Origin of the sequence: Mariniphaga sp. (genome assembly GCF_041687215.1) — a bacterium.
Lineage (GTDB): Bacteria > Bacteroidota > Bacteroidia > Bacteroidales > Prolixibacteraceae > Mariniphaga.
In genome coordinates this window covers 25,232-44,866 of the sequence record NZ_JAWLCI010000042.1, presented here as the reverse complement: position 1 = coordinate 44,866, position 19,635 = coordinate 25,232, and the positions used below count along the sequence as shown (strand labels likewise).

Below are 19,635 nucleotides of genomic sequence, written 5' to 3'. Positions count from 1 at the left end.
TTAAAAACAAATATAACCACTATTACCCAATTGAAATTGAATTCTCAAATCGTTTTTGTTTTTACGTTTCAAATGTATTCAAAAATCAAAGAATTTCACAGAACGTTTTTCAGGTAGTTCGAACAACTTTCTGGCATCTTTTCTAGAGCAGTCGGTTTTTTCACACAGTTCGTCAGTTTTTTCCCTCTTTATTTATCCACAATTGAAATTTCTTTTTATAAACTCTGCCAAGTGGAATTATAGCTTTTTCTATTTCAATTTGGGTGGAGGAAAATTTATTTACAAGTTGCAGATTAACAATATAGGAACGATGAACCTGAATGAATTGATTAATAGGTAAGTTATCTTTCCAGTATTTTAAAGAATAAGAAACATGGTGTTTTCTGTTTTTACAGAATATGATTGAATAGTCTCCATCTGCCTGAATATGTGTAATATCATTAAATTGAATTTTAACAAAATCGTATCCCATTTTTATTAAAATGCTTTCCGGGATTTTACTTTCGGCGAATATGGAATTGCTTTCAGCTAAACCCTCCACCTTTAAAACAGCTTTTAAAAAGCGTTCAAAAGAGAAAGGTTTTAAAAGGTAATCCACCACCTCAAGTTCATAACCCTGCAGGGCATAATCAGGAAAAGCTGTAGTTATGATAACGAAAGGTTTCTTGTTTAATACGGTTAAAAAATCGATGCCCGAGAGCTTGGGCAAATGAATGTCAAGAAATATCAAATCAATTTGATGATTACGTAAATACTCCATGGCATCCAGGGCATTTGAAAACACCCCCTTTAGATCCAACTCATTTATATCGCCAATGTATTTTTGCAGAATTCTGCGGGCCGGCTTCTGGTCTTCTATTACAATGCAACTAATCATCTGATAAATCGATTTTAAAAAAAACTTTATACCAATTGTTCTTCGTCTCAATAGTTAGCTTGTACTTATCCGGATAACTCAAATCCAAACGTCCCTTCACATTTTTTAATCCAATTCCATTACTCAGGTTATCTGTATTGGTTTGCCCTGAATAATTGTTTTCGCAATAAAAAGATAAGGTATTATTTAAAACTTTTACCGAAATATTAATTTGAACATCGCTGAGCTGACTGGCAGGCGCATGTTTAAAAGCGTTTTCAACAAAAACCATAAGAATAAGGGGAGCAATTCGTAAAGTTCCCGGGTCACCCTCAACATTAAAAGTAACTCTCCCTTCATCGCCCAACTGTAGCTTGCTAAGTTCTATATAATCATTCAAATTATCTAATTCCTTGCTTAACAATACAGTTTTATCCCGGCAATCATATAACATATACCTTAAAATAGAGGATAATTGAAGGATAATTTCAGGCGTTTTGGGTGAATTCTCCAGCGCAAAAGCATACAGGTTGTTTAGATTATTAAAAAGGAAATGAGGATTGATTTGCGAATTTAAAAACTGTAATTCACTTTCTGCAACCATCCTTTTTAAAGAGTCGATTTTTTGTTGTTTTTGAGTGGCGACCCACGCAAATTTAAAACCAATTATGAGCAAAATTGTAGGCAGACTTTGGATCAGTGTCATTAAATACAAAACGTTTTCATATCGTGGTGAGTTGCGATAAAACAGCCATTCCACAAGATATTCATCAATAATAACAACTGCCGCAAGTACAATTATAAAACAAAACACAAACGCACCATACTTTTTAGCATAAAAATAGCGTGGGAGCAGGTAATAATTTACAGTAAGTGCAGCAAAAATGTAATTGAGTTTATAAACAATTTTATGCCACTGCAAACCCGGTTCATTTTTATCAAAAATATCCAGGAAAATTAATAATGCTATGAAAATGCCTAAAAACAGGTATTCTCTGTTTGTTCGTTTTAATAGTCGGACCATGCAATAACTATATTATAACGAAGATAGTTGCCTTTTTTGAAATGTTTATTTGGAATCGATAAATAACAGAATAAACAGGTCGAACAACAGTAAATAATCTTATCTGGCTATTCAACCAGGATTTTAAGTAGTCAGTCGAAAATATTTTACCTGACGAATATTCTAAACTATCTTGCGGGTAAATTATATAGAAATTTATTGTTCCATACGATAGATTTAGCACATTAATACAGCCTGATACAGAGGTATCAGGCTTTTTTAATGGAATTCTATCTGTTTTGCGGGGAAGCCTTTGCCGGGATACGAAAACTCGTTCCACTTCCTGAACAGCCTCTTGTATTCAGGAAGTTGACAGTTCTTTACCAACTAACATCCACCCACACCAAACGGTGGTCGGAACCTTCGCGGCCGGTTGTGAGGTACGACAACGAATCGGATGGAGCGAACCAGAAAACACCGCTTTCGAGTGGTTGCAAATCGGCCGACGGCAAAACGTAATCAACCCGCCGGTTGAATACAGCCGTTTTATGCTCCGGGTGGCTGTCGTTCGGATTCTCTTCATGCCAGGTTTTGCTTCCCTCGCTCGACGGAACCAATTTACCAGTGGCGGGTTCCGGATGAACGCGGGGATGCTCCAGCAAAAGGTTGATGGCATCTCTGAAACTATTGCCACCAAAAGGATCGGCGTTCATGTCGCCCAAAATAACAAATGAACTGTATTGATTCAGCGAGGCCGGATTGCCATTATCGTCGTACAAATAATCTCCTTCTTCAGGAGAAATGTAATCGGCAAAAAGCCGAATCTCATCGTGATTGCGTTTGCCGTTGCGGTCTTCATCTCCATCAAATCCCGGAGGTGTGGGATGAGCCATCAGCACGTGAATTGTTTTTCCATGGATAGTTACAGGAATATCCACATGATTTTTGCTCGACAACCGGAAAATCTCCAAAACTTCCTGGGAATACCACGAAGTGCTGTCTTCATCAACCGGCAGATGGGCGCCGGGCATATCTTTCCATAAAAACTCCCGGAAAGTGACTAAACTATCCGTTACCAGTGGATATTTCGACAAAATGGCAAATGCATACTGTCCGGGATAAACACCATAGCCAAAAGCATCCTCCGGTGTATTGGTTTCTCCGTCGTTGTTCAGGTCAAGGCCCGATGGAACTCCGGTATTGGAACGAAAGGCCAAAACATACGGATAATGAATGGGTCCTGAACCATTAAACGATTTACTGAGATAATTTTCTTGAAAGAGTTCCAGGTTTTTGCCTGCCTCATTAAAATCAAACTCCTGCAGTGCCAGTACATCGGGCCTTACACGCTGAATGATTTCAGCAATAATTTTAACTTGTTCATCGTCTCCTTTTTCAAGGTCTTTTTGGAGCCGCCCTCCTTCATCTCTGTAAAAAGCCACATTAAAGGTGGCGAAGCGAACGGTTGTTGATTTTTGTTCCGTCCGGCAGCCTGAAAGTAAAAAGGCTAAAAAAATAATGGTGAATGTAAACTGTTTCATGGTTTTGAATTTTTGTATCAATCACTCCATCCAGTAACTGCCTTTCTTAAAAATCCGCCGTGCCCAGTAAACAAAAGGCGTGTCGGCTGCAGCTACAATCCATTTTAAAAAATAGGTAGTGATAAAGATTTCGAACAGCACAGCAGTTTCAAAAACACCGTAAAAAGCGATGAAAACAAAAACCGAACTGTCAATCAATTGCGAAACCATAGTACTAAGATTATTGCGCAACCAAAGTTGGTTTTCCTTGTGAAAACGTTTCTTCCAAAGGTGAAACGCCCACACATCGTGGCGCTGAGAAAGCAAGTAGGCAATTAAACTTGCCACGGCAATGCGGGGCATTAATTTAAAAATGGTACTGGTGGCTTCGTGGGTAATTAGTGAAAATTCATCACCTTCCAATGGTTTAAAGTACAAGGCGAGATTCATCAGTAGTGTCATGGAAATGAGACTAAAAAAGCCAATCCACACTGCTTTTTTGGCCTCCTGTTTCCCGTAATTTTCAGAAAGAATGTCGGTTACCAGAAACGAAGTGGCATATACGATGTTGCCCAGCGTGGCGGCCAGTCCGAATAACTTTACCGTTTGCACTACCTGGATGTTGGCCACAATCACCGAAACGGGAATCCACATAATTAGACCCCATTTACCAAACAGTTTGTATGCGAAAATTATGAGCAGGAAATTTGCCAGCAGCATAGCCAGCCATAACAATTCATTTTGCATTTTTTTCATTTTTAGCCGCAGGGTGATGCCACCTGCGAAAGTTTGTAATTATTTTTTCGGGCGCAAATGTAACTAATTTTTAGAAATCCTTCCTTCGTGGTTGATGGTCAGTTTCAACCCTTCATCAGTTTTCAATTCAGCAAAAAACTGGTTACGGGTTGCCTGCATTTCAATAACAACATCCTTTTCGGAGTTTGCCGGAAAATCCAGCTCCTCCAGCGTTTTTGCAAAGGTTTTATTTTCGCCCCTAAATTGGGATTGTTTGTAGTACAGCAACCAAAGGTAGTCGAGGTATTTTTCTTCGGGAGGCAAAATAAACTCCGCAACTTTTTCACCAGCGTTAAAGGTTGAAAACTGAAGGATTCCCCAGCGTTCGGGGAAATGCATATTGATTACCCCTGCCGGACTCCAGACCCAGTTGTTTTCGGGCAGAATCCGGCCTGTTGTTTCATCCTTCTTCCGAACATATTTCCCGTCAATAACATCGGTTTGCCATTGCACCCGCGAAAAATTGATGCTCCAATACGTTCCGTTTTCGGGCTTTTGAGTATGAACTCCCAACCTCAAATCGTGAAACGGGATGGCCATTTCAATCGTCCAGCTTTTATCGGTATCGTTGGGCTGATTTAATGTTCCATTCAAATGCACCGCACTGCGGAAACCATTCGCATTCCATGAAATCAGCGGAATTCCCCCGTTTCGGTAAGGTTTGGTCATAAACAAATCGAACAAGGTATTTTGCGCATTGATTTCAAATTCAAAATATTCGTGTATATTCCGGTTGGGGTCGATAAAAATTTCAAAATCATTTTCGTGATAAACAATCTGGTCGTGTTTTGTGTAATAGGCCCAAATGTGCGGTTCGGTCAGTTCGGCAAGAATGTATAAGTTTTTATCATCCCACAACATTTTAATTTTTGTTGACCAGGTTGGCAATTCTTTGTTTTCACCTTCAATGTCAACAAACAAATCGGTCCACTGCGCTCTCTCCCAGGAAATCTCGTTGGCTTTTCCATCAATTGCAATTTTTTCAGGAGTTTTATAAACCACATAATTTTTTTTGGGCTGAAAAAGGTGTTCCCAGCCTTCAAAAATATTTTGGGCTTTTCCTTGAAAATCAGCTAAAATGACAAGAAACAGTAATACGAATAAACCGGCAATTCTCATTTTTCAATTTTTGTAATATGCTGCAGTCTGTCTGCCTAAAAATAAACCACTACAAAAAAACAAAAATTCCTTCCGGTTGAGGCAACTTTTTATCAAAAACGAACAGTTTACAATTTTTCAGATTTACATATCAACGTCACGGGAAATGTAACCCGAATAATCTTTCAGAATGGGCTGATAACTTTCGTGAAATAGACTTGACGATACAATAAAATCGGCAGTGGAACGGTTTGATGCGGTTGGAATATTGTACAAAACCGTGATTCGAAGGAGCGCTTTTACATCCACGTCGTGGGGTTGTGGCTGCATGGGGTCCCAGAAAAATATCAGGATATCCACAGCGCCTTCAGTAATTAATGCACCCAGTTGCTGGTCGCCACCCAGCGGGCCCGATTTCAGACGGGTTACTGTTGGGGGAACCACGTTTTCTTCCATACATTTTAAGGTAAGAGCTTCTTCAATTAACTTCCCGGTAGTGCCGGTGCAGATTAAATCATGCGGAACCAGTTCTTTCCAGTTGTATTCGGCCCATTCAATAATATCTTTTTTGCGGTTGTCGTGTGCTACAATGGCTATATTTTTTTTCTTTTTCATAACTTCAAGTTTTAGGGAAACAAATGTTTAAAGGCATTTATTTCCGGTTTTCACGACAAAGATAAACTACATTCTCAAAAGGCCAAAGTAGTAACTTGCTGTATAACAAAAACTTATTTAAATCTTAATTTTCGGCAGTTTAATGATAACGAATTGTTAAGTGAATGTTTCTAAATGAAAGATTCGATTTCTTCAATCATTTTTTGAGCCAGGTTGTCTGCTTCCTTCGCCGATTTTGCTTCGGAATAGATGCGGATGATCGGCTCGGTATTCGATTTGCGCAAATGCACCCACGAATCGGCAAAATCGATTTTTACGCCGTCAATGTCGGTTACCTGCTCATGGGCATATTTATCTTTCATTTTTAAAAGAATACCGCCCACATCAATTTCCGGGGTAAGTTCAATTTTATTTTTCGACATGAAATAGTCGGGATAGGTTTTTCGCAATTCGGAACATTTTTTACCTGTTTTAGCCAGATGGGTGAGAAACAGTGCAGCACCAACCAGTGCGTCGCGTCCGTAATGGCTGGCTGGATAAATGACGCCGCCGTTTCCTTCGCCGCCAATAACCGCGTTGGTTTCCTTCATTTTGGCCACCACGTTGACTTCGCCAACAGCCGCGGCAGTATATTTCTGTCCGTATTTTTCAGTTACATCGCGTAGCACCCGGCTCGACGAAAGGTTGGAAACGGTGTTCCCGGGGGTTTGGCTCAGCACATAATCGCTAACGGCGGCCAGTGTATATTCCTCGCTGAACATGCTGCCATCCTCGTTAATAATCACCAGGCGGTCCACATCCGGGTCCACCACAAAACCTAAATCCACATTGCTTTTTTTGATAATTTCTGAAGTTTCCACCAGGTTTTCGGGAATGGGTTCCGGTGTGTGCGCAAAATGCCCGGTTGGTTCGCAGTTGATTTCCACCACGTTTCGCACACCCAACGCTTTAAGTAATGCCGGCATGGCAATTCCGCCAACTGAATTCACGGCATCCACAGCTACTGAAAATCCGGCAGCTTCAATGGCGGTTTTATCAACCAGTTTCAATCCCAACACTTTTTGAATGTGAATGGTGGTGTAATCTTTTTCAGTAACCGCGCCAAGATCATCCACTTCAGCAAAACAAAAATCACCCTTTTCTGCCAGTTCCAGCACTTTTGACCCTTCATCGGCATTCAGAAACTCTCCTTTCGAATTGAGCAGTTTCAGGGCGTTCCACTGTTTCGGATTGTGACTGGCCGTGAGAATCAAGCCGCCATCGGCATGTTCTTCGGTTACGGCAATTTCGGTGGTTGGTGTGGTAGCCAGGCCAATGTTCACCACATCGCAGCCCATTCCCACAAGTGTTGCAACAACGAGCGAGCTTACCATTTCGCCTGAAATGCGGGCATCGCGCCCCACGACTATTTTGAGTTTTTCGTTTTGCGAATTTTGTTTGGCCCAGGCGGCGTATCCTGCGGTAAATTTAACCACATCGAGCGGACTGAGCCCTTCGCCCGGTTTTCCGCCAATGGTACCACGAATTCCTGAAATAGATTTTATGAGTGTCATTTTATCATGATTGAGTTTGAAGAAACAAAAATAATAACCCTTTGGAAGATGAAGTCACATTTTTGGTATTAATTGTCGATTTCGTTCAACTCGCTAAGGTTTTGTTTTAGTTTGCTGATGTAATTTCCGTAAAGCCGGCGGAATCCCCAGCGCATGAGCAGATAAATGCCGCCAACAGTAATAATTAAAACAATTAACCCAATGACTGCAACCAAAAACCATTTGCCAAGTGGCACATCTGCCGGTAAAATTCCCTTTTGTTCCAGACCTTCGTGCATTCCTGTAAACAGGCCCGAAATGAACTGCAAAATCAGTGAAATGGTTAAAATAATCAGAGCCAGGTAGAATAAGCGTTTGTATATGCGCAGGGTGCCTATTATTTTCACCAGGGTTTCTTTGAGGTTACAGGAAATATCGCAACTTTTTTTCACCCGGTAATATTGAATAACAAAATAGATAAATGTTGTAATAATGAGCGTGTTGGCAAAAACACTTGTAAACATCAGCCATCCAGGAATTACAATATCTGCTGAAACTTCTTTTAACAGCATGGGAGCAAATACAAAATCATCGAGAATGAATAAAACAATCAGTACAAAAAGTACAACAAAACCAATACGAACATTCCGGTCAATCCGGTCGATCAAATTGCTTGTTCTGTGCCGGAGCATCTCCCTAATCTGGTCTTCATCCAACTCTTTGCGGGACGAAAGTTGTTCCCATGTTTTTTTTAAATCTTTTAGTTCCATATCTCCCTATTCCTCCTTATCCATCAGAATTTTCAGTTTCTTTTTAATCCTGTTCATTTTTACCCGCACATAATTCTGGGTAATGCCGGTTATTTCTGCAATTTCTTCGTACTTTTTGTTTTCGAGAAATAACAGGATTATCGATTTTTCAATACCTGTGAGTTGGGCAACAGCGCGGTGCAGGAGTTTAATGTTTTCTTCCGTTTCAGCTTCGTGGTTTTCATCGGCCACCTGAAAATTTTCAAACGACAAACGGTTTTGGTCAGGTCGCCGTTTATTTTTTTTGAAGGATGTAATGGCTGTATTTAATCCTACCCGGTACATCCATGTTGTCACTTTCGATTCACTCCGAAAAGTGGGATACGACTTCCACAACTGGGCAATAATTTCCTGAAAAAGATCATTCCGATCTTCTTCGGCATCGCAGTACATGTTGCAAACCTTGTGGATGATGCCCTGATTTTCGCGGATGATGTGTAAAAATTCCTTTTCCAAAATTAAATTATTGGTAAAACTGCCGGGGAAAAAATTACAACAAACTTCATTTATAATCTTTGAGTGGTCATCCCGCCGTCAACCATTACCACCTGGCCTGTGGAATATGGCAACAATCCGGTGGCCATGGCCATGGCTACTTTACCAACATCTTCAGGCATTCCCCAGCGTTTTTGAATGGTTAGCCCCTGGTTAAACAACCTGTCGTATTTTTCAGTAACGCCGGCTGTCATGTCGGTTGCAATCACTCCGGGCTGAATTTCGTAAACCGGAATGTCAAATTCGCCTAAACGGGCAGCCCAAAGTTTTGTAGCCATGGCAATTCCTGCTTTTGAAATGCAGTATTCGCCCCGGTTTGTTGAAGCCACAGTTGCCGAAACCGATGAAACATTGATGATGCAACATTCAAATTCAGGATTTTCTTTTTTGATTTCCGCCATGTGGCTGGCAAAAATTTGAGTCAGAAAATAAGGACCTTTCAGGTTGATATTCAGCACCTCATCGAAAATTTCTTCAGAAGCTTCCAGTATATCTTTTCGTTCACGTGGCGCCACACCGGCATTGTTCACCAGAACGTTTAGCTGTCCGAACTTGTCAATTACCGTTTGGAAAATTTGTTCCCGGTCTTCCTTATTCGAAACATCTCCCCGGGCATAAACTACTTCCACACCAAATTCACTCAGTTCATTTAAAATATTCTGAACTGATTCCTGTGGCCTCACTCCGTTAATAGCCAGGTTAAACCCGGCATTGGCCAGTTCTTTGGCAATGCCAAGCCCAATGCCACGCGAACCGCCGGTGATAAGTGCCAGCCCCCTAAATCCCCCGGTGGGGGACTTTTTATTATCTGCAAAATTGGTTTTTTTAATCATAATTTTCACCTTTTATCCTCCCTTACATTTGTGGAGGTTTGAAAGAGTCTTTTCTCCTTTCTGCATTTTGGCAGAGAAGGTCGGGCATTTGTGCTTTTCCTATCTTTCCCCCTTCGGGGGAATAAGAAGGGGGCTTACTTCCACCCATGTTTTCTTTTCCCAGCTTTCCAGACCTTTTTCGGCCAGTTGAACCCCTTTGGCCCCCTCGAGCAGGTTCCACGGGAAAGGATCATTTTTAACCACATGCTTCAAAAAAAGTTCCCATTGCGCTTTAAATGCATTGTCGTAATGTTCCTGTTCCGGCACTTTGCTCCAGCCTTCGAAAAAGTTTATAGGTTGCTGAATATCCGGATTCCAGACCGGTTTCGGGGTATTTCCATAGTGTTGTGTCCAGCATTCACGCAAACCGGCCACGGCAGAGCCTTTGGTACCGTCCACATGCAGGGTAAGCAAATCATCGCGGCGCACGCGCGTTACCCACGAAGAATTAAAATGTGCAATTACATCGTTTTCCAGTTCGAAAGTGGCGTAGGCAGAATCGTCGGCAGTACATTCATAAGGTTTTCCCTGCTCGTCAACCCGCTCGGGAATGTGCGTGGCACCCAAGCAAAATACACCTTTCACCTTTCCAAATAAATTATCGAGCACGTAACGCCAGTGACAGAGCATGTCCACAATAATGCCGCCGTCGTCTTCCTTCCGGTAATTCCAGCTTGGCCGCTGCGCCGGAACAGTATGTCCCTCGAAAACCCAGTACCCGAATTCGCCTCGCACCGATAGAATTTTTCCGAAGAAACCGTTTTCCATCAATCTTTTAAGTTTGATGAGGCCGGGAAGCCAGAGTTTATCCTGCACCACGCCGTGTTTTACACCTGCTTCTTCACAAACCCTGTAAAGTTCCATAGCAGTTTCAGTATCGGTTGCCACCGGCTTTTCGCAGTAAATATGTTTTCCGGCTTTGGCCGCTTTTATTACTGCATCGGCGCGGCGGCCGGTTGTCTGGGCATCGAAATAAACGGTATAAGCTTTATCGTTCAGCACTGAATCCAAATCAGTAGTCCATTTTTCAACCCCCGACATTTCAGCCAGTTTTTTCAGCTTGATTTCATTGCGGCCAATCAAAACCGGGTCGGGTACAATAAATTCCGAAGGGCTAACCTGTACGCCTCCCTGTTTAATAATTTCAACAATGGAACGCATCAGGTGCTGATTGGTTCCCATACGGCCGGTTACGCCGTTCATTATTATTCCTACTTTGTGAATTGTCATTTCAGGTGTAATTTAAATAAGCATTTTTTATTTTTTCAAGATACGTTTTTTGATCCATTGCCCAGTATTTATCCGAAAAAATTTCCACTTCATTGTACCCGGAAAATCCGGCATCTTCCATCCAGCCACGTATTTGTGGAACATTGATGCATCCGTCGCCCATCAAACCGCGATCGTTCACAAAATCTCTGGTGGGCACATTCCAGTCGCACACATGAAAAGCAAACAGGTTTCCGTTTTGTCCACACCGCTGAATTTCCCGCTGCAAATTATTGTCCCACCACAGATGATAAACATCAACTGCCACACCTACAAATTCCGAATTGATTTCTTCAGCCATTTGGTTGGCCTGTTCCAGCGAATTAATGGCAGAGCGATCGCCGGCATACATGGGATGGAGCGGCTCGATAGCCAACTTTACGCCTGCATTTTTGGCTTGTGGCAAAATGCGCAAAATTCCTTCCTTAATCTGTTCCCTTGATTTTTCCAGCGATTGTTTTGGGTCTGCACCACATACCAATACCAAAACCGGCGCCCGAACCAGAAAAGCCTGGTCTATTGCCCACAGGTTATCGTCAATAGCAGCCTGCCTTTTCTCTTTTTTTACCGAGGGGAAAAAACCACCCCGGGCCACCGAAACAATCTCCAAATCATAGTCGTTCAGCATTTCACGAACACTGCTTAAATTCTGTCCTTCAAGTACATTCCGCCAGATGGTTATTCCATGGATTCCGGCTGCACTAAAGTTTTTGATGCATTGCTTTAAATTCCAGGGTTTTGTTGTAAGCGTGTGTACACACAGTTTTGAAAAATCTTTTAATTCTGTTGCCATTAAAGTTGCTTTAGTTTTTTCGGATTTTGCTTGTTGTTAAGTGGATTATAAATATTTCTCATAGATTTTACGGGCAGTTTCATGCGAATGAATCCGTCCCTCTTTTAAATCTTGTAACCCTCTTTCAATCGACTCCATTTCTTCTTTTTCCAATTCGGCCAACCTGCCTTTTGAACTATTATGATTTTCAGATTTACGCATTTTTTAAAAAAATTATTATCTATGTGACTTACATGCGGCTTTTAAAAAAACGTCAAATATTCCTCCGCATTATTTACCCGCTGCAAGTACAACGCTGCCTCCCTGGCATGGTAATCGCCCCACATGGACGATTCTCCGCAGGCAATTTTCTGTTTGGCAGGCACATGGTCCCATCCGTTTGGCTGATGATAAATGCTGTGCAGGATTAATCCCTGGTGGCGCGGGTTGGTACTCAGGTACGGATAATCAAGCAGCGTGTTCATTACTGTTAATCCTGCCTGCCAGTATTTTTCGCCCGCCTCCGGTTCATTTTTTTCTTTCAGAAATTTTCCCAAACGTAAAAGTCCCTGTGCACCAATGGCAGCCGCCGAACTGTCAACTGGTTCCCAGGCATTGTAGGGGTCGGCCGGCCTGTTCAGATAATCGCCCAGTTTGTGCAGATTTGGTGCGCCGGTATCCCAGTAAGGAATACCATCAACCGGCGTGTTTTCAATATAAAAATCGCAGGTTGCCCGGGCAGCTTTTAGCATCATCCGGTCTGTTTCTTCTTTTCCGCCAAACGACTCGAACTCCTTTTCACTAATTTGCTGAAAAGCTTCCAGTTCTTCGGCAAAACCGAGCATCGCCCATGCCAGTCCGCGAGTCCAGGTAGAAAAGCCGGTGTAGCCCTGCTGTGAATTGGGGCACCTGAAATTTCCATCGTTCACATTGAAAATACTCTCGTGCGCTGTTCGACCCCAAACATCGAATCGGTCGCGACCTTCGCCGTAAAACACGGAGTACTTTGCGGTAGCCGAAATGTGTTGAACGGCTCTTTCCAACAGGGAAATTTTTTCATCGTTTTCGCTTTGCAAAACGTGTCCAAGGATATGGGAAGCAACCAATATCCTGCATGAACGGATGGTATCCACAAACAGTGAATGTGGTCCGTTAAATGAATAAATAAACCCGCCGTCTTTAATTTTTGTCCAGCGGCCGGCCTGCACCGCACCAGAGATTTTCAGGGCCAGTTCGTAAAAATGCTTTTCCCATTCATTGAACGGAATTTTACCTTCATTCATCAGCCGAAGTAAATTTCCGTAGGTGCTCAGGTTGTTAAAGCCGTGATCGTGAACTCCGGTGTGGCTCACGTGCGGCGCCATTTTTTGCAGCGTGGCTTTCCTGCCAGTTTCCAGGAAATATGAATCCCCTGTGGCATCGAATTGCAAAATGGAAGAACCAAATTGAAATCCCTGCGTCCATTCGGTCCAGCCGCGGGTAGTGTATTTTCCGTCAACCGTAAAAACAGGCGATCCTTTAGATGAATCGTAAATTTTGTCGATGTGTTTAATTTTTTCAGCCGAAAGCTCCCAAAATAATTCAAGTTTTTTCTTTAAATCTTCCGGTTGAATTTGAAAATCAATGTTAATCATTTTGCTGTTTCTCTTTTAGGCACGTAAAATTAGCAGAATGGTTAAAAAAATTGAGGTTATTTGAGCTAAATTTGCAGAATGTCGAATTTTCATTGCAATTTATTACATGTCGAAAATGAAAACCTACGCAGAAATTAATCAAAAACTGAAGCAGGGGAAAGCCGTTGTGCTCACTGCCGAAGAAGTTACTAAAATGGCTGAACATGCCAGTCCGGCTGAAATTGCCGAAAAAGTGGATGTGGTAACCACGGCTACTTTTGGCGCCATGTGTTCTTCGGGCGCCATCATCAATTTTGGTCATGCCAGCCCGCCCATTCGTATGGAAAAAATCAGACTGAATGGCGTGCCCTGCTACGAAGGACTTGCTGCTGTTGACAGCTACATTGGCGCCACAGCATGCGATCCTGACAATCCTTCCTACGGTGGTGCGCATGTTATTCAGGATTTGCTGGAAGGAAAAGACGTAATTCTGGAAGCCTGGGGCAAAGGCACCGACTGCTATCCACGAAAATACATAAAAACATCAATTAACATCAACACCATCAACGAGTTGACGTTGTTTAACCCGCGGAATGCCTATCAAAATTATAATGTGGCGGTGAACACCACAACAAACATGATTCATACTTACATGGGAACGTTGCTTCCCGGAATGCGAAACGCCACCTACTCCACCTCGGGCGAACTCAGTCCGTTACTGAACGACCCCGATTTGCGCACCATTGGCATTGGCACACGCATTTTTTTGGGCGGCGCACAAGGTTTTGTGGTTTGGAACGGAACACAGTTTCACACCACCAAACCCAAAAATGAATTCAGAGTGCCGGTGACCAACGCAGCTACCATTGCTGTTATCGGCAACCTGAAGGAAATGTCGCCGGAATACCTGCAGGCGGTGTACTACGAAAAATATGGCGTAAGCATGTTCATTGGCATCGGAATTCCCATTCCCATTCTCGATGAAGAAATGGCACTCCGGGTTTCCATATCCAACAGCCAGATTGAAACCTCGGTGCTCGATTACGGAACGGAAGGTATGCCAAAGCTGGGACAAGTGACTTACCATGAACTGCAATCGGGCTCCATTAAAGTGAAAGGCAAAAAGGTGCGCACAGCTCCGGTTTCGAGCCTTTCAAAAGCCCGGAAAATTGCGACAGAACTGAAAGAATGGCTACAAAATGGCCGGTTCGAAATAACACAACCAGTGCAGCTTTTCCCGCAAAATACATCGTTAACCAGTTTAAAAGAAACGGAGGCGGACCATGATTAAAAAACGATATGTACTGAACTTTCCGCCCGAGAGCGGCGACAAACCACTGAGTTACCACCTGGTGCGTGACTACGACATCCGCATCAATATTCTGAAAGCCGAAGTTTACCCGGGCAAACGCGGCAGTTTGCTGCTGGAATTGCAGGGAAAAAAGGAAAATATTGAAAAGGGAGTTCAATACCTCACCGACCACCAGGTGATTTGTGAACCACTGGACAAGCGCATTCATTTTCAGGAAGAAAAATGCATTGACTGCGGCAACTGTACCGCGGTGTGTTTTGCCGGTGCACTCACCATGAACCGGGAAACCTGGAAACTGGAGTTCGACAAAAACAAGTGCGTGGTTTGCGAATTGTGCATTCCCGCCTGCCCGCTGCACCTTTTTGAAATTGATTTCAGATGAACCAGGAATTGGAAAAATTACTTCGCCAAAAGTTTGAACAACGAACTTACCGCAGTCAGTTTAACACTTCCCGTTTTACCGGATTCGAAGTAAAACACCGGGAAACTGATTTGTGGATTGGCGTTGATCCGGCATCTTTCAAACCAGAGATGAAAGATGTGGCCTTAAAAAAAATTGAATCGCTTCGCGAAAAACTCGAAAGCTACATTCAATCCGAACCCTTTTTTAAAAAAAGCCTGAAACCATTTCAACCAGCTGAAAACGCACCGGACGAAGCCTTTGAAATGGCACAGGTTGCCGAAAAAGCAGGCATTGGCCCCATGTCAACCGTAGCAGGACTCTTTGCCCGCGAAGTAAGCAATGAAATTATTCAGAACTTTTCGGTTGAGGAGTTGGTTATTGAAAACGGCGGTGACATTTTTGCGCTGCTGAAAAAAAACCTCGTTCTTTCGGTTTTTGCAGGTGATTCTCCGTTATCAGAAAGAATCGGGCTGGAAATAACGCCGCAAAACAGTCCTCTGGGAATATGCACATCAGCCGGAACAGTTGGCCCGTCAATGAGCTTCGGAAAAGCTGATGCGGTTGTGGTAGTTGCCAAAGATGTACTGGTTGCAGATGCCTTTTCCACAGCGTTTGGCAACAAGGTAAAATCGCCGGATGATGTGGAAAAGGTTATTAATCAGGCAGAAAAGTATCCCGAAATCCTTTCGTTATTAATTATTTGCGAAGACAAAATCGGAGTTTGGGGGGAATTTGAAATAAAAATTTTAAAATAGAAGCCCCTCCTAACCTCCCGCCAGCTGGCGGGGAGGGACAAGAGGCAAAACAAAATAGCTGTAATGATAAATAAAAAAGATATTCAAAAAGAACTGGAATCGCGTGTGCTGGTGATGGACGGCGCCATGGGTTCGCTGTTGCAGGAATACAAACTTTCGGAAGAAGATTACCGTGGGGAGTTATTGAAAGATACTTCGCACGACCAAAAAGGGAACAACGACATTCTTTCGCTCACAAAACCGGAAGTAATTTTAGAAATTCATTGCAAATACCTGGAAGCCGGGGCAGATATTTTGCTCACCAACACGTTCAACGCCAACCGCATTTCGCAGGCTGATTACAATTTACAGCATTTGGTTTACGAAATGAACAAAGCTTCAGCTGAAATTGCCCGGAAAGCAGCAGACAAATTCACGGAACAAAATCCGGATAAACCCCGGTTTGTGGCCGGAACACTGGGCCCGACAAACAAAACCTTATCGCTTTCGCCCGACGTGAACGACCCCGGTTACCGGGCGGTTACGTTCGACGAGGTAAAAACAGCTTACCGCGAACAAATTGAAGGCCTCATCGACGGCGGGATTGACCTGCTGCTCATCGAAACCATTTTCGACACGCTGAATGCCAAAGCGGCCATTTTTGCCATCGAGGAAGCGCTGGAAGCCCGAAAAATGCGGTTGCCACTCATGATTTCGGGAACCATTACCGATGCCAGCGGACGTACCCTTTCCGGACAAACACTGGAGGCTTTTCTGAACTCTGTTTCACACATCGACTTGCTGAGCATTGGCCTGAACTGCTCGCTGGGTGCTTCTGATTTGCGCCCTTACGTGAAAGAGCTTTCGCAAAAAGCGCCATTTCACATCAGCGCGCATCCCAACGCCGGCCTGCCCAACCAGTTTGGCGGCTACGACGAAACACCGGAAATTATGGCCGGGTACATCAAAGATTACCTCGACCACAGTTTTGTGAACATTATTGGCGGTTGCTGTGGCACCACGCCCGACCACATCCGGGAATTTGCCAAACTGGCTGAAAAAGCCAAACCGCACAACATTCAACCGAAAGATGAAAACACCCGGCTGAGTGGTATGGAGCCGGTTACACTCACACCCGAAGCCAATTTCATGAATATCGGTGAACGGTGCAACGTTTCCGGATCGCGCAAGTTTGCACGCCTCATCCGCGATAAAAAATACGAAGAAGCGCTCGCCATTGCACGCGACCAGGTGGAAAACGGCGCACAGGTGATTGATGTGAACCTGGACGACGCCATGCTCGATGCTGAAAAAGAGATGGTCACCTTTCTGAACCTGATGATGGCCGAACCCGACATTGCCAAACTTCCGGTAATGGTTGATTCTTCGAAATGGACAGTAATTGAAGCCGGTCTGAAATGTTTACAGGGAAAAGCCATTGTAAATTCTATTAGTTTAAAAGAAGGCGAAGAAATTTTTATTGAGCAGGCCCGGACTATCAAGCGGTTTGGCGCCGCGGTAGTTGTAATGGCTTTCGACGAAACCGGCCAGGCCGATTCGTACGAACGGCGCATTGAAATCTGCGAACGGGCATATAAAATTTTGACGGAAAAAGTGAACTTTCCGCCTCAGGATATCATTTTCGACCCCAATGTGCTGACCATTGGTACCGGCATGGAGGAACACAACAACTATGCGGTAGATTTTATCAAAACTATCAAATGGATTAAGAAGAACCTGCCGCACGCCAAAACCAGCGGCGGTATCAGCAATGTTTCCTTTTCATTCCGTGGCAACGATGTGGTGCGCGAAGCCATGCATTCGGTTTTCCTGTTCCACGCCATCCGTGCCGGCCTCGACATGGGCATTGTAAACCCGGGCATGTTGCAGATTTACGATGAAATTCCCAAAGACTTGCTGGAAAAAACCGAAGACCTGATTCTGAACCGCCGGCCCGATGCCACCGAACGGTTGCTGGAATTTGCCGAACAGGTGAAACAGGGAGACAAAAAAGAGGCAAAAAAAGACGAATGGCGCGAACAAGCCCTCGAAAAACGACTGGAACATGCGCTGGTAAAAGGCATTCCCGATTTTGTGGATGAAGATATGGCCGAAGCGTTGAAAAAATATCAGCCGGCGCTCAACATCATCGAAGGGCCGCTGATGGACGGGATGAACGTAGTAGGCGACCTGTTTGGCTCCGGAAAAATGTTTCTGCCACAGGTGATTAAATCAGCCCGCGTAATGAAAAAAGCTGTGGCCATCCTACTTCCTTACATCGAGGCCGACAAGGCTAAAATGAAAGACGTTTCCAAACAAAAGAAAGTATTGCTGGCCACGGTAAAAGGCGATGTGCACGACATCGGCAAAAACATTGTGGGCGTGGTTTTGGGTTGTAACAACTACGATATAATTGATTTGGGCGTGATGGTCCCCACTGAAAAAATTCTGGATACAGCTATTAAAGAAAAGGTCGATATTGTTGGGCTGAGCGGTCTGATTACACCTTCTTTGGAAATTATGGTGGACATAGCCAAAGAGATGGAACGGCGGAAAATGAATCTGCCGTTACTGATTGGTGGCGCCACTACTTCAAAAATTCATACGGCGGTGAAAATTGAACCGGAATATTCGCATCCGGTGGTGCATGTAAAAGATGCGTCGCTGGCAGTGAACGTGGTTTCGAACCTCATTGCAAAAAATGAAAAATACATTCAGTCGGTAAAGGAGGATTACGAACAAATCAGGCAATTTCAGGGGCAACGCAAACCGAAAGATTACCTGCGGCTGGAAGAAGCACGTGCCAATAAACTGCAAATCGACTGGAACAACACGCCGCTGTACAAACCCAATTTCATTGGCGTAAAACATCTGATAGATTACCCGTTGGAAGAGCTGCGGCAATACATCGACTGGACTTTCTTTTTCCTTACCTGGGGAATGAAAGGCCATTATCCGCAGATATTGAGCGACGAAAAGCAGGGCGAGGCAGCCAAAAAACTGTATGCCGAAGCCAACGAGCTTCTCGACGAAATCATCGAAAAGAAAATGTTACAGGCCAACGCCACCTTTGGAATTTGGCCAGCCAATGCCGATGGCGACGATGTTGTTCTTTTTAAAGATGAAAACCGCCAAACTGAAATCGGACGTTTTTACCATCTTCGCCAACAAGAAAAGAAAAAAGAAAACTCGCCCAACCTGTGCCTGTCTGATTTTGTTGCGCCGGTTGAATCGGGGAAAGCCGATTATGTGGGGGGATTTGCCACGACTGCCGGAATTGGCATCGAACCATGGAAGGATGAATTCAGGAAAGACCTCAACGATTACAAAGCCATTATGCTGGAAGCACTAGCCGACCGTTTGAGCGAAGCGTTTGCCGAACTGCTTCATTTGCGCGTCAGAAAAGAGTTCTGGGGTTATGCGCCAGATGAAAACCTGTCGCACGACGATTTGCTGAAAGTGAATTACCAGGGCATCCGTCCGGCGCTGGGTTACCCGGCCTGCCCCGAACATTCGGAAAAAGAAAATCTTTTCGATTATTTACGAGCAGAAGAGGTGGGCATAAAACTCACAGAGCATTTTGCCATGTACCCCAATGCTTCGGTTTCAGGGCAGTTTTTTGTGCATCCCGAATCGCGCTATTTCAGTCTTGAGAAAGTAGGCCGCGACCAGGTGACCGATTATGCCCGCCGCAAAGGGAAACCGGTGGAGTTTATCGAAAAATTCCTGCCAGCTAATTTGAATTACAAATAGAAAAATACCGCAGGAAATTTCATTTAATGATATGTCATGCTGAATTCATTTCAGCATCCCCATTATCAGTAACAGATTCCGAAATAAATTCGGAATGACTTCGGAATGACTTCAGAATGACTAATGCAGAACCTTGAAAATCTAAAATCAAACTTTTAAGTTTTAAAAATAGCGATGCCCGAAA

18 protein-coding genes are annotated in these 19,635 nt (G+C 43.7%); 4 read left to right on the top strand and 14 right to left on the bottom strand.

Annotation, left to right across the window (positions count from 1 at the left end):
• Positions 1-172 precede the first annotated feature (172 nt).
• The 14 genes from ACESMA_RS14350 to ACESMA_RS14285 all read right to left on the bottom strand — a co-directional run bounded on the left by ACESMA_RS14350 (position 173) and on the right by ACESMA_RS14285 (position 13,270).
• Positions 173-877 (bottom strand): LytR/AlgR family response regulator transcription factor, encoded by a 705-nt coding sequence (locus ACESMA_RS14350; RefSeq protein ID WP_372949534.1) that lies wholly within the window; start codon positions 875-877, stop codon positions 173-175.
• Entirely contained in the window at positions 870-1,880 is a 1,011-nt protein-coding gene (locus ACESMA_RS14345; RefSeq protein WP_372949533.1) for a sensor histidine kinase, read from the bottom strand. The genes ACESMA_RS14350 and ACESMA_RS14345 overlap by 8 nt, the downstream gene beginning before the upstream one ends.
• A 359-nt stretch (positions 1,881-2,239) precedes the next feature.
• Positions 2,240-3,400 (bottom strand): endonuclease/exonuclease/phosphatase family protein, encoded by a 1,161-nt coding sequence (locus ACESMA_RS14340; RefSeq protein WP_372949532.1) that lies wholly within the window; start codon positions 3,398-3,400, stop codon positions 2,240-2,242.
• A 21-nt stretch (positions 3,401-3,421) separates the two neighbouring features.
• Positions 3,422-4,135 carry a queuosine precursor transporter gene (locus ACESMA_RS14335; protein WP_372949531.1) on the bottom strand — a complete coding sequence of 238 codons (714 nt, stop codon included), beginning with the start codon at positions 4,133-4,135 and terminating at the stop codon, positions 3,422-3,424.
• Between the two features lie 63 nt (positions 4,136-4,198).
• Positions 4,199-5,293: a carbohydrate-binding family 9-like protein gene (locus ACESMA_RS14330; protein WP_372949530.1), complete on the bottom strand. Its 1,095-nt coding sequence runs from the start codon at positions 5,291-5,293 to the stop codon at positions 4,199-4,201.
• A gap of 123 nt (positions 5,294-5,416) precedes the next feature.
• Entirely contained in the window at positions 5,417-5,887 is a 471-nt protein-coding gene (locus ACESMA_RS14325) for a methylglyoxal synthase (protein WP_372949529.1), read from the bottom strand.
• 170 nt (positions 5,888-6,057) lie between these two features.
• Positions 6,058-7,440 (bottom strand): phosphoglucosamine mutase, encoded by a 1,383-nt coding sequence (gene glmM, locus ACESMA_RS14320; RefSeq protein ID WP_372949528.1) that lies wholly within the window; start codon positions 7,438-7,440, stop codon positions 6,058-6,060.
• Between the two features lie 68 nt (positions 7,441-7,508).
• Positions 7,509-8,189 carry a hypothetical protein gene (locus tag ACESMA_RS14315; protein WP_372949527.1) on the bottom strand — a complete coding sequence of 227 codons (681 nt, stop codon included), beginning with the start codon at positions 8,187-8,189 and terminating at the stop codon, positions 7,509-7,511.
• A gap of 6 nt (positions 8,190-8,195) precedes the next feature.
• Entirely contained in the window at positions 8,196-8,684 is a 489-nt protein-coding gene (locus ACESMA_RS14310; protein ID WP_372949526.1) for an RNA polymerase sigma factor, read from the bottom strand.
• Between the two features lie 50 nt (positions 8,685-8,734).
• Positions 8,735-9,556, bottom strand: a complete 822-nt coding sequence (locus tag ACESMA_RS14305; protein WP_372949525.1) for a 3-ketoacyl-ACP reductase — start codon at positions 9,554-9,556, stop codon at positions 8,735-8,737.
• 99 nt (positions 9,557-9,655) lie between these two features.
• The gene (locus ACESMA_RS14300) at positions 9,656-10,825 is read right to left on the bottom strand and encodes a Gfo/Idh/MocA family protein (protein WP_372949524.1); all 1,170 of its coding nucleotides are present in this window, start codon (positions 10,823-10,825) and stop codon (positions 9,656-9,658) included.
• Position 10,826: 1 nt separating this feature from the next.
• The gene (locus tag ACESMA_RS14295) at positions 10,827-11,657 is read right to left on the bottom strand and encodes a sugar phosphate isomerase/epimerase family protein (protein ID WP_372949523.1); all 831 of its coding nucleotides are present in this window, start codon (positions 11,655-11,657) and stop codon (positions 10,827-10,829) included.
• 45 nt (positions 11,658-11,702) lie between these two features.
• The gene (locus tag ACESMA_RS14290; protein WP_372949522.1) at positions 11,703-11,858 is read right to left on the bottom strand and encodes a hypothetical protein; all 156 of its coding nucleotides are present in this window, start codon (positions 11,856-11,858) and stop codon (positions 11,703-11,705) included.
• A 41-nt stretch (positions 11,859-11,899) separates the two neighbouring features.
• A complete protein-coding gene (locus ACESMA_RS14285) occupies positions 11,900-13,270 on the bottom strand; it encodes a hypothetical protein (RefSeq protein ID WP_372949521.1) in 1,371 nt (456 codons plus the stop codon).
• A gap of 115 nt (positions 13,271-13,385) precedes the next feature.
• Between ACESMA_RS14285 and ACESMA_RS14280 the strand changes: the two genes are divergently transcribed.
• The 4 genes from ACESMA_RS14280 to metH all read left to right on the top strand — a co-directional run bounded on the left by ACESMA_RS14280 (position 13,386) and on the right by metH (position 19,451).
• Entirely contained in the window at positions 13,386-14,540 is a 1,155-nt protein-coding gene (locus ACESMA_RS14280) for a homocysteine biosynthesis protein (RefSeq protein WP_372949520.1), read from the top strand.
• Positions 14,533-14,943, top strand: a complete 411-nt coding sequence (locus ACESMA_RS14275; protein ID WP_372949519.1) for an NIL domain-containing protein — start codon at positions 14,533-14,535, stop codon at positions 14,941-14,943. The genes ACESMA_RS14280 and ACESMA_RS14275 overlap by 8 nt, the downstream gene beginning before the upstream one ends.
• Positions 14,940-15,719 (top strand): UPF0280 family protein, encoded by a 780-nt coding sequence (locus tag ACESMA_RS14270; protein ID WP_372949518.1) that lies wholly within the window; start codon positions 14,940-14,942, stop codon positions 15,717-15,719. The genes ACESMA_RS14275 and ACESMA_RS14270 overlap by 4 nt, the downstream gene beginning before the upstream one ends.
• Positions 15,720-15,782: 63 nt before the next feature.
• A complete protein-coding gene (metH, locus tag ACESMA_RS14265) occupies positions 15,783-19,451 on the top strand; it encodes a methionine synthase (protein ID WP_372949517.1) in 3,669 nt (1,222 codons plus the stop codon).
• Positions 19,452-19,635 lie beyond the last annotated feature (184 nt).